The organism is Nonomuraea sp. NPDC050383 (assembly GCF_044459125.1).
Lineage (GTDB): Bacteria > Actinomycetota > Actinomycetes > Streptosporangiales > Streptosporangiaceae > Nonomuraea.
Genome location: NZ_JBITIP010000015.1, coordinates 86,367 through 101,041 on the forward strand (window position 1 = coordinate 86,367; position 14,675 = coordinate 101,041).

11 protein-coding genes are annotated in these 14,675 nt (G+C 73.9%); 2 read left to right on the forward strand and 9 right to left on the reverse strand.

All coding sequences use genetic code 11. From position 1 onward, the window contains the following. Positions 1 to 116: 116 nt before the first annotated feature. The 6 genes from ACIBG4_RS31345 to ACIBG4_RS31370 form a co-directional block, all read right to left on the reverse strand. Positions 117 to 2,729 (reverse strand): bifunctional FO biosynthesis protein CofGH, encoded by a 2,613-nt coding sequence (locus ACIBG4_RS31345; protein WP_397204860.1) that lies wholly within the window; start codon positions 2,727 to 2,729, stop codon positions 117 to 119. Between the two features lie 60 nt (positions 2,730 to 2,789). Beyond that, positions 2,790 to 3,683, reverse strand: a complete 894-nt coding sequence (locus ACIBG4_RS31350) for a DNA-3-methyladenine glycosylase family protein (protein ID WP_397204942.1) — start codon at positions 3,681 to 3,683, stop codon at positions 2,790 to 2,792. Between the two features lie 163 nt (positions 3,684 to 3,846). Next, positions 3,847 to 4,938 carry a sugar phosphate nucleotidyltransferase gene (locus tag ACIBG4_RS31355; RefSeq protein ID WP_397204861.1) on the reverse strand — a complete coding sequence of 364 codons (1,092 nt, stop codon included), beginning with the start codon at positions 4,936 to 4,938 and terminating at the stop codon, positions 3,847 to 3,849. 20 nt (positions 4,939 to 4,958) lie between these two features. Further along, positions 4,959 to 6,077, reverse strand: coding sequence for a glycosyltransferase family 1 protein (locus tag ACIBG4_RS31360; RefSeq protein WP_310708192.1), 1,119 nt, complete (start codon positions 6,075 to 6,077; stop codon positions 4,959 to 4,961). 95 nt (positions 6,078 to 6,172) lie between these two features. Then, the gene (locus ACIBG4_RS31365) at positions 6,173 to 7,066 is read right to left on the reverse strand and encodes a lysylphosphatidylglycerol synthase domain-containing protein (RefSeq protein WP_310708193.1); all 894 of its coding nucleotides are present in this window, start codon (positions 7,064 to 7,066) and stop codon (positions 6,173 to 6,175) included. Further along, a complete protein-coding gene (locus tag ACIBG4_RS31370; RefSeq protein ID WP_397204862.1) occupies positions 7,063 to 7,881 on the reverse strand; it encodes a methyltransferase domain-containing protein in 819 nt (272 codons plus the stop codon). The genes ACIBG4_RS31365 and ACIBG4_RS31370 overlap by 4 nt, the downstream gene beginning before the upstream one ends. A 105-nt stretch (positions 7,882 to 7,986) precedes the next feature. Here ACIBG4_RS31370 and ACIBG4_RS31375 point away from each other — a divergent pair, with 105 nt between their 5' ends. Further along, positions 7,987 to 8,946, forward strand: coding sequence for a YbhN family protein (locus tag ACIBG4_RS31375; protein WP_397204863.1), 960 nt, complete (start codon positions 7,987 to 7,989; stop codon positions 8,944 to 8,946). On the opposite strand, the gene ACIBG4_RS31380 is transcribed toward ACIBG4_RS31375, so the two are convergent. From ACIBG4_RS31380 to ACIBG4_RS31390, 3 genes are all read right to left on the reverse strand, one after another. Next, entirely contained in the window at positions 8,847 to 9,908 is a 1,062-nt protein-coding gene (locus ACIBG4_RS31380; RefSeq protein ID WP_397204864.1) for a glycosyltransferase family 4 protein, read from the reverse strand. The genes ACIBG4_RS31375 and ACIBG4_RS31380 overlap by 100 nt on opposite strands. 1 nt (position 9,909) lies before the next feature. Then, entirely contained in the window at positions 9,910 to 10,803 is an 894-nt protein-coding gene (locus ACIBG4_RS31385; RefSeq protein WP_397204865.1) for a glycosyltransferase family 2 protein, read from the reverse strand. 127 nt (positions 10,804 to 10,930) lie between these two features. Beyond that, the gene (locus tag ACIBG4_RS31390; RefSeq protein ID WP_397204866.1) at positions 10,931 to 13,021 is read right to left on the reverse strand and encodes a hypothetical protein; all 2,091 of its coding nucleotides are present in this window, start codon (positions 13,019 to 13,021) and stop codon (positions 10,931 to 10,933) included. A 57-nt stretch (positions 13,022 to 13,078) separates the two neighbouring features. On the opposite strand from ACIBG4_RS31390, the gene ACIBG4_RS31395 reads away from it, so the two are divergent. Continuing rightward, a complete protein-coding gene (locus ACIBG4_RS31395) occupies positions 13,079 to 14,548 on the forward strand; it encodes a hypothetical protein (RefSeq protein WP_397204867.1) in 1,470 nt (489 codons plus the stop codon). The last annotated feature ends 127 nt before the right edge of the window (positions 14,549 to 14,675 follow it).

The window sequence follows — 14,675 nt, forward strand, 5'->3', positions numbered from 1 at the left end:
AGCTCAGCGCTTAACGCGGCGCGGTGTCGACCCAACCGCACGGTGAACCTCTCTCCACAGGAGTGACGATTCTCCCAGCGCCTCCGGGGCGAGACGCAAGTGCAATCTAGAACATGTTATATCTCCGCCATCGGCAAGACCCTTCGCACGCTCTGGCAGACGCCGTCGCTCGCCGCCGAGGCGGCCAGACGCTCCTCGCCCGGCCGGCCGTACTCGGTGGTGCGCTGCCGGACCGGCCGCCCGGTGGCGCCCGCCATCGCGCGCAGCTCGCTGATGGTCTTGTACGAGCCGTTCTCCGACCCGGCCATGCGGCTGATCGTCTCCTCCATGAGGGTGCCGCCGAGGTCGTTCACGCCGCCGTCGAGCACCTGGCGGCACAGGTCGCCGCCGAGCTTGACCCACGAGCACTGGATGTTGGAGATGGCGCCGTGCAGCAGGATTCTGGCCAGCGCGTGGACGGCGCGGTTCTCCTGCGCGGTGGGACCGGGCCGGGCGATCCCGGCCAGGTAGATGGGCGCGCTGGTGTGCACGAACGGCAGCAGCACGAACTCCGAGAAGCCGCCGGTCTCCTCCTGCAGCCGCCTGATCAGCTTGATGTGCCTGACCCAGTGCCGGTGGGTGTCCACGTGGCCGTACATCATCGTGGAGGTCGTCGGGAGGCCCACCCGGTGGGCCGTGGTGACCACGTCGATCCACTCGGCGGTGGGCAGCTTGCCCTTGGTGAGCACCCAGCGGACGTCGTCGTCGAGGATCTCGGCGGCGGTCCCGGGCAGCGAGTCCACCCCGGCCTCCTTGGCGGCGTGCAACCACTCCTCGATCGACAGGTCGGCCCGGCTGGCGCCGTTGACCACCTCCATGGGGGAGAACGCGTGGACGTGCATGTCCGGCGTCCGCTCCTTGACCGCCCTGGCGATGTCGAAGTACGCCGTGCCGGGCATGTCGGGGTGGATGCCGCCCTGCATGCACACCTCGGTGGCGCCCGCCAGCCACGCCTCCTCCGCCCGGTCGGCGACCTGGGCCAGGCTCAGGGTGTACGCGTCGGCGTCGGTGCGGCGCTGGGCGAACGCGCAGAAGCGGCAGCCGGTGTAGCAGACGTTGGTGAAGTTGATGTTCCTGTTGACGACGTACGTGACGTCGTCACCGGCGCTCCGGCGGCGCAGGTCGTCGGCGATGGCGGCCAGCTCGTCCAGGGCCGGCCCGTCGGCCGACAGCAGCGCCACGGCCTCGTCCTCGCTCAGCCCGGCCGGGTCGCGCTCGGCCTGCCGCAGCGCCTGCCGGAGGCCGGCGGGCGTGGCGCCGCCGCCGGAACCCGCACCGGTTCCGGCTCCGGCCGTCGCCGCGGGTCCGGTCGCGGCGTCCGGGTCCAGGCGGTCGCGCAGGGCGTCCCAGTCCCCGTAGACGTGGTCGAAGTCGTCGCGCCGGTCGTGGGTGCGGCCCGTGGTGTCCACCTCGACGTGCAGGTCCACCCGGCCCGAGGCGGTGAAGCCGCCGTCCGGCTCCTGCCACGGCAGTCCGCGCGGCGTCACGTCCTCGCGGGCCAGGCCGGTCTCCGGGTCCGCCAGCGCCTGGACGTGGGCGAACAGGCGGGGGTCCAGCCACGGCTCCCCCGCCAGCACGTACTCGGGATAGATGGTCAGCCGCTCGCGCAGCCGGAAGCCCGCCTCGGCCGTGCGGTCCGCGAGCGCGTCGATCTGCGGCCACGGCCGCTCCGGGTTGACGTGGTCGGGGGTCAGCGGCGACACGCCGCCCCAGTCGTCGATGCCGGCGCGGATCATCAGCTCGTACTCGGCGTCGACCAGGTTCGGCGGCGCCTGGACGCGCATGCGCGGTCCGAGCACCAGCCGCGTGACCGCGATCGTGGCGGCCAGCTCCTCCAGGTCGGCGTCCGGCATGCCGCGCATCGCCGTGTCCGGCTTGGCGCGGAAGTTCTGCACGATGACCTCCTGGACGCCGCCGTACTCGCGCGCCACCCGCCGGATCGCGAAGATCGACTCGGCCCGGTCCTCGACGGTCTCACCGATGCCGATGAGGATGCCCGTGGTGAACGGCACGTTGGAGCGGCCGGCGTCCTCCAGCACGCGCAGCCGCACGGCCGGGTCCTTGTCGGGCGAGCCGTAGTGGGCCTGCCCCTTCTCCTCGAACAGGCGGCGCGAGGTGGTCTCCAGCATCATGCCCATGGACGGGGCCACCGGCTTGAGCCGCTGGAGGTCGCGCCAGCCGAGCACGCCGGGGTTGAGGTGCGGGAGCAGCCCGGTCTCCTCCAGGACGCGGACGGCCATGGCCCGCACGTACGACAGCGTGTCGTCGTAGCCGTGCGCGTCCAGCCACTCCCGCGCCTGCCGCCAGCGATCCTCGGGCCGGTCGCCCAGGGTGAACAGCGCTTCCTTGCACCCCATCGCCGCGCCCTGCCGGGCGATCTCCAGCACCTCGTCGGGGCTGAGGAAGGCCGACGGCACCTTGTGCGGCGCGGTCGCGAACGTGCAATAACCACATTTGTCGCGGCAGAGCCTGGTCAACGGGATGAATACCTTGCGGCTGTAGGTGATCACGCCTGGCCTGCCCACCGCCGCCAGCCCGGCGTCCCGTACCCGGGAGGCGTGCTCCAGCAGCGTGTTCAGGTGGTCGCCGCGCGCGTGCAGCAGCACGGCGGCCTCGGTGAGGTCGAGGGCCTTGCCGTCGCGGGCGCGGGCGAGCGCGCGGCGGAGCGCGCTGTCACTGACGAGAGTCATACGAGGCACACTACGTCGGCCTGAGTTCGCGCCCCGCACCCAGGGGCATGTACGCGCAGGTCAGAAGGACCGGTAGTCGCGGGCGGGCATCCTGGGGCCGCGCGCGGGCGGGCGCAGGCCCGTGAGCATGACGAGGACCGCGGCCCGGTGCCGGTGGCCGGCGTACGGCTCCAGCAGGCGCAGCATCCCGGGGTCGTCGGTCTTCTCGCCCGTCAGCGCGTAGCCGACGAGCTTGGCCAGGTGGAAGTCGCCCACGCTGACCGCGTCGGGGTCGCCGAGGGCGCGCTGGCGCACCTCCGCCGACGTCCACACGCCGATCCCGGGCAGCGCCCGCAGCAGCCGGTCCAGCTCCTCGGTGGTGGCGGCGGCCTCCAGCTTGGCGGCGTGCCAGGCGGCCGTGGCGATGGTCCGGGCGCGTACGGCCTCGGCCCCCGCGCGGTGCCAGTGCCACGACGGGATCTGCCGCCACACCTCGGCCTCGGGCACGACCCGCATGCCCTCGGGGGCGGGGCCGGGCGCGGGCTCGCCGTAGCGGTGCAGCAGCCATCGCCAGGCCCGCCACGCCTCGCGGCCGACGACCTTCTGCTCCAGGACGGCCGGCACCAGGGCCTCCATGACGCGGCCGGTGCGCCCGATGCGCAGCCCGGCGTGCCGGCGGGCGGCCTCGGCCAGCACCTCGTGCCGCGCCGCGAACCCGGACGCGTCGTCATCGGCCCCGAGCCAGGCCGGGAGCATCTCCAGCAGCCATCCGGCCCCGGGGCCCCACGCCCGGCCGAGCACGACGCCGTCGGCGGCACTCATCCGCAGGGTGCCGGGACCGTCGGGGGTCCTGGAGGTACGCCACACGGCCCCGTCGGGGGTGCGCCGCCAGGCGGGGTCTCCGGAGCCGCGCCGGTGCGGGGCCAGCGCCAGCCCCACGTCCAGCGGCCCACCGGGCTCCCACCTGCGCTCCATCACCCGTCCAGTGTGCCGCGCCGCGACACGCGCCCGCGCCCGGGGGCGCCGGTGGGCGGCCGGTCGGACGCCGGTGGAGCAGCAGGGGGTCGGACGCCGATGGAGCAGCGGGGGTCGGACGCCGGTGGGCGGCCGGTCGGACGCCGGCGGAGCGGCGGCGAGGTCAGACGTCGGTGGAGTAGCGGACGGCCCGTTCGGGGAGCTCGACGCCCGGCCACACGCGCACGCCGTGCTGGAGCTCGTTGCCCGCGCCCACCACGGCCCCGTCGCCGATCACCGCGTCACGCACCACGGCGCCCGCGCACACCCGGGCGCCCTGCCCGACGGCGGAGTCGATCACCGTCGCGCCGGAGTGCACCACGCAGCCGTCGCTGAGCACGCTGCCCGACACCACCGCGCCGGCCTCGACGACCGTGCCGGCGCCGATCGCGGAGCCGCCGTTGACCTTGGCCTCCGGCGAGACGCGGGCGCCGTCGAGGGCGAGGTACTCGCCGGGCGGGCCCGGCAGCGCGGGCGAGGCCAGGCGGCCGAGCACCAGGTCACGAGAGCCCCGCACGAACGCGGCCGGGGTGCCGACGTCGAGCCAGTAGGTGCGGTCGGCGTAGCCGAGGACCAGCTCGCCCGACTCGATGAGCCCGGGGAACGTCTCGCGCTCGACGGAGACGACCTCGTCGCGCGGGATCCGGTCGATGACCGAGCGGGTGAAGACGTAGCAGCCGGCGTTGATCCGGTTGGTGACGGGATTGGGGGTCTTCTCCAGGAACGCGGTGACCCGTCCGTCGTCGTCGGTGGGGACGCAGCCGAACCGGGTCGGGTCGTCCACCTCCGTCAGATGGAGCGTTACAGAGGCGCCCCTGGAGGTGTGGGTGCGCACCTGGTCGCCGATGTCGTGGCCGGAGAGGATGTCGCCGTTGAGCACCAGCACGGGATCGGAGGGGCCGCTGGTGAGGGCCTCGGCGGCGTTGCGGATGGCGCCCCCCGTGCCGAGCGGCGTCTCCTCCGTCATGTACTCCAGGGAGAGCCCGAAGGCCGAGCCGTCGCCGAAGGCGGGCTCGAACATCGACGCCTTGTAGGAGGTCGCGAAGACGATCCGGCGTACTCCGAACGAGCGGGCGCGGGCGAGCTGGTGCGCCAGGAAAGGCACGCCGGCGGTCGGCAGCAACGGCTTCGGCGTGCCGAGTGTCAGCGGACGCAGGCGCGTGCCCTGGCCGCCGACCAGGAGGATCGCCTCGAGGTCTGGCAAAGAGCTCTCCATCACTCCGCGAGGTTACCGAACTATTCGACCGCGCGTTGATAGGAGGCGAGATGCGCCTGCGCCGATGTCTTCCACGTGAACTCGCGGGCCCGCGCGAGGCCTGCCTCCTGGAGCGCCCGGCGCCGCTCGGGCGAGTCGAGGAGCCGGCCGAGGGCCAGGGCGATGCTGTCGGCGTCCGGCTCGGTGTAGGCGACGGCGTCGCCGCCCACCTCCGGCAGCGACGCGCGGTGCGTGGTGAGCACGGGCGCGCCGCACGCCATGGCCTCCAGCACCGGCAGCCCGAACCCCTCGCCGCGCGACGGGAACGCCACCACGAGCGCGCCCCCGAGGAACCCCGCCAGGTCCGGCATGCGCAGGAACCCGGGCCGCACCACCTTCACCGTGGCCTCGACCTCCCGGCAGGCGGTGTCGACGTCGTCCTCGTGGACGCCGCCGCCGAGCACCAGCGCGGGCGGCTCGTCGAGGTTCTTGACGGCGGCGGCGAAGCCGCGGATGAGGTTGGGAACGTTCTTGCGGGGATCGAGCGCGCCCAGGAAGGCGACGTACGGCCGGCCGTGCAGGCCGAACCGCTCGGCCGCCCGCCTGCGCTCCACCTCGCTCGGCGGGTGGAACAGGTCCTGGTCGACGCCGTGGTAGGCGACGTCGATGCGGGTGGGGTCGGCGGCCAGCACGCGGACCAGCTCGTCACGGGTGGCCTTGGACGGCACGATGAGGCGGGTGGCGTGGCGCACGGCCGTGCGGGTGGCCGAGCGGAAGAACGCCGCCTTGCTGGGACTGTCGTGCTCCGGCTCGGTGAACCAGGTGACGTCGTGGACGGTCGCGACCGTGGGCAGGCCCGCGCCCAGCGGGATCGTGTAGTAGGGCGCGTGGATGACCTCGGCTCCCGCCTGGCGGGCGACCAGCGGCAGGCCGGTCTGCTCCCAGGTGAGCCGGGCGGCGCGGTTGGTGAGCGAGACGGGACCCGGCCGGATGTCGGCCGAGGGCGCGAGCCGGCGGTACCGGTCCGCGTCGGGCCGCTGGCAGACCACCACGAGGTCGGCCCCCGCGGCGTCGAGCCCGGCCACCAGTCCGTCCACGTAACGAATGAGGGCGCCGCGGTCCGTGGGGACGGCCGCCGCGTCGACGAGCACTCGAGGCATTACGAAGATCTTCTCCCCTCAAGATCGTCGTGGGAGCCCTGGCGTCCCCCTCTGGGTTCAGCTTATGACCAGCCTCCCCCAAATCGAGGCTCAAATCACACGCCGCCACGCCGTGCAGCTATTCCCGCCAAACCCGCGCAGATCAGGTCCCCGATCACGATGATCATCCGGGAGCAGAGGGCCATCGCGATGGCCGGTCCCTGGGCCAGCACCGGGGACAGCACGGCCACCATCGCCACCTCGCGCACCCCCGCCCCGGCGGGCACGACGAAGGTCAGGATGCCGAGGCACCATGACAGCGCGAACGCCCCGACGGCGAACAGCAGGCCGCCCTGCGGGACGAGGAAGTACAGGTGCAGGCCGTAACACGTCCAGCCGGCCAGCGCCCAGCCGAGCGCGGTGAGCATGCCGCGGCGGGTGAGCGGCCGCTCCAGCGGCTCCTTCTTGAGCCTGCGCAGCCCGAAGCCGATCAGGGCGTTGATCACCTTCGGCTCCAGCAGCACCAGCAGCACCGGCACCAGCAGGAGCAGCCAGCCGAACCGGTCCCAGCCGAGCGTCACCAGGGTGACGAGCAGGCCGGTGGCGAGCTGGATCGGCATCGTCAGGAAGAACGCGGCGGCGCTGCGCGCCCGGGGCACGCCGAGGTCGCGGCCCATCTCCATCTGGGCGAGCACCGGCCAGACCGTGCCGGGGATGTACTTGCCGAGCTGGCCGACGAAGAACACCTTGGCGGCCGGTCGGAACGGCAGCGGCGAGCCGAGGTCGGCCAGCAGGGTGCGCCAGGTGAGCATGCCCCCGAGCAGCGCGGCGACCACGCCGGCCAGCGAGGCGGCGAGCATCGGCCAGCTCAGCGTGGACAGCCCGGCCACGACGTCGTCCCACCGCGAGGCCACGGCCCAGCCGCCGAAGCCGAGGGCGATCAGCAGGAACCCGAGGCGGACCACCCGCCGGGCGACCGGCCGCCGCCCCACACCGGCCTCGGTGCTCACAGCGGCTGCGGGGGTTGCGGGAGCGCGGCGCCCGCGGGGCGGCGCGGCGTCTTGGTGGCCACCCACAGGTACGTGGGCACGAGCGGCAGCGTCAGCCGCAGCACCCCGCGCGGCGTGCGCGCGAGCACGGCCTGCGCCGCCCGCCCCACCGCGCCGGGGAACAGCTCCGAGCCGGCGAAGCGGGTGGGGGTGGCCAGCACCGGGAGCGTGTAGTCCCACACGTGGAAGGCCCGCAGCATCCGGCGCAGCCCCCGCCGGGTGCGGTAGCGCTCGTAGTAGTGGTCGGCCCGGCCGAAGGCGCGCACGTAGCGGTCGGCCAGCGCGGGCGGCAGGTAGGACAGGAACGGCAGCTTGTAGTGGGGCTCCATGATGCCGAGCCGGTTGCCCAGGCCGAGGTACAGGACGCCCTTGTCGGACAGCACCCGGCGCATCTCGGCCACCACCGCGTCGGGGTCGACCACGTGCTCGTAGATGTGGTTGAACACCAGCACGTCGATCGACCCGTCGGGGAACGGCAGAGCGGTGCCGTCGCCGCAGACGAACGCCACCCGCCCGCCGAACCGGTCGGCCGCCCTGCGCAGCCCCGGCACGTCGATGTCCACCCCGAGGGTGTGCCCCGCGCCCGCGCCCGCCAGCTCGTCGGCGATGAACCCGGCCGAGCATCCCACGTCGCCCACGACCAGGCCGTCGAGCGAGCCCTGGAAGTGCTCCAGCACCGCGATGATCTTCGCGGCCTTGCGCCTGCGCTTGGCCTCGTCGAGCATGGCCGACTGGAACTCGGAGTACTCCAGCTGCGCGACCCGTTGCTTTCCCACGGCTTGCTTTCCCACGGGGCCCAACAGTACCCGCGACCGGGCCGCCGTTCGCCCGGCCGAGCGTGCCCCCTACCCGGTCCGGCTGATCACGCGTACCCTTGGCGGATGCTCCGCCGCCTGCTGCGCGTCGTGCTCGCGCTGGTCGCGCTCGGTTTCCTCGGCTACGGCCTGGCGCGCAACTGGGACGAGACCACGACGGCCGTGGCGCGGCTGTCGCCCTGGGCGCTGCCCGGCGCGTTCGCCGCGGTGCTGGCCGGTCAGCTCTGCAGCCTGCTCGCCTGGCGCCGGGTGCTGGCCGGGCTCGGATCGCCGCTGCCGCTGCGGGTCGCCGGCCGCATCATGTTCGTGGGCCAGCTCGGCAAGTACATCCCGGGCTCGGTCTGGGCGTACGCCGCGACGATGGAGCTGGGCCGCGACCACGGCAGCCCGCCGCGCCGGACGTTCGCCTGCATCTCGCTGTCGCTGGTGATCAACCTCGGGGTGGCGCTGTCGATCGCCGCCGCCACGCTCGCCACCCAGCAGGTCCTGCGCCAGGCGTGGTACCTTCTGCTGCTGGTCCCGGTGATCATCGTGTGCCTGCACCCGAAGGTGCTCACCTGGGGTCTCAACCTGGCGCTGCGCCTGGCCCGCAAGGAACCGCTGGAGAGCGTGCTGCCCGGCCGCGCGGTCGTGGCCGCGGTGGGCTGGACGGCGCTCGGCTGGTTCGTGTACGGCATCCACACCTGGCTGCTCGTCGGCCGCTGGGACCTGTACGTGATCGCCACCGGGGCCTACGCGTTCGCCTGGGCCACGGGGCTGCTCGCGTTCTTCGTGCCCGCCGGGGTCGGGGTGCGCGAGGGCGCGATGGTGCTGGTGTTCACGCCCATCATCGGCACCGGGCCCGCCCTGGCCGCGGCGGTCGCGTCGCGGCTGGTGTTCACGCTGTCGGACGTGGCCGCCGCGGGGGTCGCGTTCCTGCTGGGCCGTCAGAGCGCCAGCAGCTCCGAGGCGTACGCCGACCAGAACGGCTCGGGGTCGACCGCCTTGACGCCCGACCGCAACCTCTCCGGCTCGCCCAAGGCGTAGAAGCGCTCGATCGCCGCGCGCAGCGCCGCCACGTCGCCCGGTTCCACCAGCAGCCCGTCCACCCCGTCGGTGACGTGGTCGGCCAGCGCCCCCACCCGGGTCGCGATGACCGGCACGCCGTGCTCGTGGCCGAGCCACACGTTCTGGCTCGCGGTCGCGCTGCGGTACGGCAGGACCAGCGCGTCGGCGCGGGCGAACAGCCCGGGAACGTCCTCGGCCGCCACGTAGCCGGGCCGCAGCTCCACCCGGTCGGCGACGCCCAGCTCGTCGATCAGCGCCCTGGTCTCGTCCAGCCCGCCCCAGAACTCTCCGGCCACGGTCAGCGCCACCCCCTCGGGCAGCGCGCGCAGCAGCAGGTCCAGCCCCTTGTACGGCCGCACGAGGCCGAAGAACAGCAGCCGCCGGTGAACCCCCGAGGACGGCTCGGCCCGGGTGGAGGGCAGGTGCGGCGGCAGCCCGGCCACGCGCACCGGTGTGGCGGCCAGCGTCCTGGCCAGGTCCGCCTGCTGCCCGGAGTGGGCCAGCACGCCGTCCACCCGCCGCAGCAGCGCCCGCATCAGCGGCCGGTCGTACGGCTTCGGCTCGTGGGGCAGCACGTTGTGGCACAGGGCGACGACACGGGCTCGGCGGCGCAGGCCGTACAGGATGCCGAGGTAGGCGGGCACCTGCACGGGGCTCAGCACGGCGAGGACGACCAGGTCGGCGGAGCGGAGCCGGCGGCCGGCGGCGACCCACCCGTCGGGGCGGCGCCAGTCGAGCCGGCGCTCGGTCCGGGGGTACGGCGTGCCCTCGGGGGCGTCGATCGTCTGGCGGCCCGGGTAGAGGAACGACGGGTACTGAGCCCGCCAGGACTCGATGACCACGTCGTGGCCGAGCGCGGCCAGCCGGTGCGCCAGCTCGGTGGTGTGCTGGGCGCCGCCCCCCTTGTACGGATAGGTGGGGCCGACGATCGCGACGCGCACGCTACTCGCCCCGCGACCGCACGATCAGGTCGGCCAGCAGCGCGACCGAGCCGATCAGCAGGCCCGACAGGAAGATCATCACGGTGTTGGCCGGGAAGTAGAAGGGGTGCTGGATCATGTCCCACACGCCCTTGACCAGGCCGATCGCCACCAGCCAGAGCGCCGGCGGCATGAGCACCTTGAGCGGGTTGAAGTACATGATCATCCGCAGCACCTGCAGGATGTAGCGGTAGGCGTCGGAGACGAAGCTGAACTTCGACGTGCCGGCCCGCTTGGCGTACTCGATCGGCAGGTAGTGGACGTCGTGCTGGTTCATCAGGAACGACAGCGTGATCGTCGTGACGCAGGAGAAGCCGGGGGGCAGCAGCCGCAGGTAGGGCCTGGCCACCGACTTGCGGAAGGCCCGCAGCCCCGAGTTCAGGTCCGGGATCTTCTGGCTCGCGAGCATCTCGGCCACCTTGCGGATCACCCACTTGGCCGGCACGCGCAGCACCTTGTGGGAGCCCTCCTCGGTGGTGCGGGCGCCGACGACCTGGTCGATCGTGGCGTCCTTCTCCAGGAGCTGCACCAGCTCGGGGATGCGCTCGTTGGGGTAGGTCATGTCCGCGTCGGTCCAGACGACGATCTCGCCGCGCGCCTCCTGGGTGCCGATGCGGCGCACGGTGCCCGAGCCGCCGTTGCGGTGGAAGGCGCGGATCCTCAGGTGCGGGAAGCGGGGCGCCGCCTCCTCCAGCCGGGCCAGCGTGCCGTCGGTGGAGCAGTCGTCGACCGCCACCAGCTCGTAGGTGTAGCCGCTCGTGTCCATCGCCCGCGTGATGCGCTCGACCTCGTCGATGACGTGGTCCTGCTCGTTGTAGCAGGGCAGGACGATCGTGACGTAGGGCGCTTCATCCACGGTGGTTCCACTCTGGGCGATCTCAGGCGTGCTCACGTGCGTCGAGGGTACTCTGCCCCGCGACGGCCCGGGTCCACATCGGCTCGCCCCGCCGCTGCTCCACGCGCCCGCGGCCGTCCTGCGGAGGTCAGCCGGCGGCCATCCACGCCGTGATCCGCAGCGTCCACGTGGCGTCGGGCGGGCCGGTCAGCGAGCGCTCGTCCTGGCGTGTCTCCAGGCCCATGACCTGCCTCGGCGTGCCGTACGGCGCGACCTGGGCCGCGTCGGCGGCCAGCACGACCGGCACGCGCCCGGCCGCCCGGATTCTCGCCGTGAGCCGCCGCACCTCGTCCGCGGGCGCGACGTCCCCGTCCGTCCGGCGGGCCTCCGCGACCGGCACGCCGCAGGAGCCCCGCACCGCCTGCGTGAGCCGGTCGCCGGTGACGCGCTCGACGATCAGCACCGACGCGTTCGCCGGGAACCGCGCGCACATGGCGGCCACGGCCGCCCGCTCGCCCCGCTCCACCGGGCTGAACGCCGTGCCGATGGACGTCACGACCGGCGGCACCAGCAGCAGCGCCACGCCCGCGGCGCTCACCCATCGAGGGCCGCGGGCGCCGTACCGGCGCCACACGGGCCTGTCGCGCACCCACCGGACGCCCCAGACCGCGAGCAGGACCATCCCGGGGATCACGACGGGCACGAGGCGGCGCGACGCCCACGGGTGGTCGGGGGTGATCTCGGGACGCAGCAGCGTGGTGACCGTGGTCCAGCCGATCACCGCCAGCGGCAGCAGCCAGGGGAACGGCCTGCCGTCGCGCAGCAGCCGGCGCACCAGGACGGCGGCGGCCAGCGTCGCCAGCAGCACGGCCGGCACGCCCACGTACCACACGACCCAGTGCAGCGACTGCTCGAAGTAGAGGTGCTCGCCGTCCAGCGGCAGGCCGTTGGCGCGCTGCGTCTCCTCGATGAACCGCGCGGTGAGCCGGTCCTCCGGTGTCAGGGGCACGCGCCGCACCGTCTGGAACAACGGCCGTGCCGCCAGCCCCGCCATGACGAGGACGGTCAGCGCGGCGCCCGCCGTCGGCAGCCACCGCGCCAGGCGTCGCGGGCGCGGCAGGCGCGCCACCCACGGCGCCACCGCCGTGCCCAGCACGGTCAGCGCCAGCACGGCCGCGCAGATGAGCAGCAACGGCTGGACGGACCGCGACAGGTACGCCAGGTACGGCCGGGCCAGCTCGTACGCCGCGTACAGCCCCAGCCCGGCGCCCACGGCGACACCGGCCAGGAGCGGCGGCCCCGCCACGCCCTCCGGCCGGCCGGAGCGGCGCATCGCCACCAGCAGCCCGGCGAACGCGAGCACCGGCAGCACGTCACGCAGCCCGTCCACCCGCACCAGCACGGCCAGCCCGAACACCAGCCCGGCCACCGCCGCCTCCGCCCACCTCCGGCCCGGCGCGCCCGGCGCGGCCACGGCCCGCGACAGCGTGTCGTGCAGCAGGGCCAGGCCGCCGAGCAGCAGGATCAGCGACGGGATCTCGCTCAGCGTGGTGCGCGAGGTGTAGAGCACCGGCTGGCACACCGCGAACGCCAGCGCGGCCGGGGCCGCCCACCGCGCCCCCACCAGCCGCGCGGCCACCCCCGCCACCGTGAGCACCGCGAGCGCCCCCAGCACGGCAGGGGTCACCAGCAGCCCGCCCGCCCACTGACCGGCGGCGAACAGCAGCGGCGGGCCGGGCATGAACTGCGGCACGACCGCGCCGCCGACCTCGTAGAAGCCCACGCTCTTGAAGACCAGGGACGGGTCCGGCCCGCCGAACGCCGCCACCTGCGAGGGGATCGGGAGCGAGCCGTGGCCGGCCAGCCAGACGGCGTACTGGGCGTAGGTGGCGGGGTCGCGCCGGACCACGAGCTGCTCGGAGTGCAGGACGGCGTTGAACACGCCGGAGGCGAGGGCCACCCCGGCGACCCCGGCCACCTGCCACCGTCCCGCCCTCAGCCCCTCGGCCTCGGGCTTTTCGGGGTCGCCCGCCGACACGCGGAGGGCGGCCAGGCACAGCAGCGCGATCACGGGCAGGCCGAGCGCCAGCGCGGGCAGCGGCCGGTACACACCGGCGAGCAGCAGCGGGAGACCGGCCAGCAGCCAGCCCGCCACGACGAGGGCGGGCAGCACCGAGGCCACGGCGAGCACCCTGCCCGCCGACGGCCTTCGCACCTGGTCGGGCCCGCCGGATCCCATCGTGATCGCGAGGGTATCCGACCTGCGGGTACGACCGGGCCGGGTAGCGTACGCGACGTGCGTCATCGTCCAGCGTCCCACCGGCTCTCCCGCCCAGCCGGGCGCACGGCCCCGGCGGCCCGTCGTACCCCCAGGACGATCCTGGCGGCGGTGCGGCGGCACGGGTGGTTCCTCGGGGTGCTGGCCCTCGGTGCGGGGCTGCGGGTGCTGACCATGCTGGGCTACCGGCCGGTCCTGTGGTTCCCCGACTCCTACACCTACATCGTCACCGTCTTCCGCCCCCGCCCCGACCTGGTGCGCCCCGCGGGCTACTCGGCGTTCCTCAAGCTGCTGGAGCCGTTCCACTCCTTCGCGGTGGTGGCGGCGGCGCAGCACCTGCTCGGGCTGGCGACGGGCGTGCTCGTGTACGCGGTCGCGCGCCGGGCGGTGCCCCGGTGGGGGGCCGCCCTGGCGGCCGCGCCGGTGCTGCTCGACGCCTACCAGGTCGAGCTGGAGCACCTGCTGGTCTCCGACACGCTGTTCATGTTCCTTCTGGTCGCGGCGGTGGCGCTGGCCATGGGAGGAAGGCGGCGGGCCGTGGCGATCGGGCTGCTGCTGGCCGCGGCGACGCTGACCAGGACCGTGGGCCAGCCGCTCATCCTGGTCCTCGCGGTGTGGTTCGTGCTGGCCGGGCGACTGCGGCGGGCCGCGGTGGTGCTCGCCGCCGCGTTGATCCCGCTCGCCGCGTACGGCGCCTGGTTCTACGGCACGTACCAGCGCACGGGCCTGGTCGGCGCCAACGGCGCGTTCCTGTACGCGCGGACGATGTCGTTCGCCGACTGCGCCAGGATGGATCCGCCCGCCGACCTGCGGGTGCTGTGCGACCCGCGCCCGCCGGAGCGCCGGCCCCCCTCGCAGGAGTACCTCTGGGCCGCCGACTCCCCGCTGGTCGAGCTGCCCGGCATCACCTTCACCAAGGCCAACGACGACCTGGCCGCGCGCTTCGCGACGCTGGCGATCCGCTCGCAGCCGCTCGACTACGCCGGCTCGGTGCTGTCGGAGCTGGGCCGCACGTTCGTGTGGGGCCGGCCGGTCTACCCCGACCAGGAGGTCTACGGCTACTACGAGCTGCCGTCGGCCTCCCCTCCTCCGCCGGGGCGCTGGGCGGCGCAGCTCGGTGTGGACATGGGCAAGAGGTACGAGCAGGGACCGATCGGCACGGAAGTGGTCGAGCCGTACGCCGGGTGGATGCGCGCCTACCAGGGGACGGTCCGCCTGCCCGGCGCCGTGCTGCTGGTGATCCTGCTGGCGCCGCCCGCCCTCGGCGCCGTGCGGGCGGCGAGACGCCGGAGGAGCGCGACCGGGAGCCCGGTGGCGGGACGGCCGAGGCGGTTGCCGCTCTGGGTGCTGCCCTGGTCGGCGGCCGTGGTGCTGCTGGTCGTGCCGCCCGCCGTGGCCGAGTTCGACTACCGGTACGTGCTGCCCGCCGTGCCGCTGGCCTGTCTGGCGGCCGCTGTCTCTACCCGAGCTGAGCTGGCCAAACCCTAAGAGTTTGAAGATGATATTCCACGAATTGTCTAGCTCTGAGTATGCTCTTGGCCGATAACATCACGCCCGGGTCACGGCGAATTCCGCCGGTCATGGCTACGGGTACGCCGTACGTGACCTAGTCTCG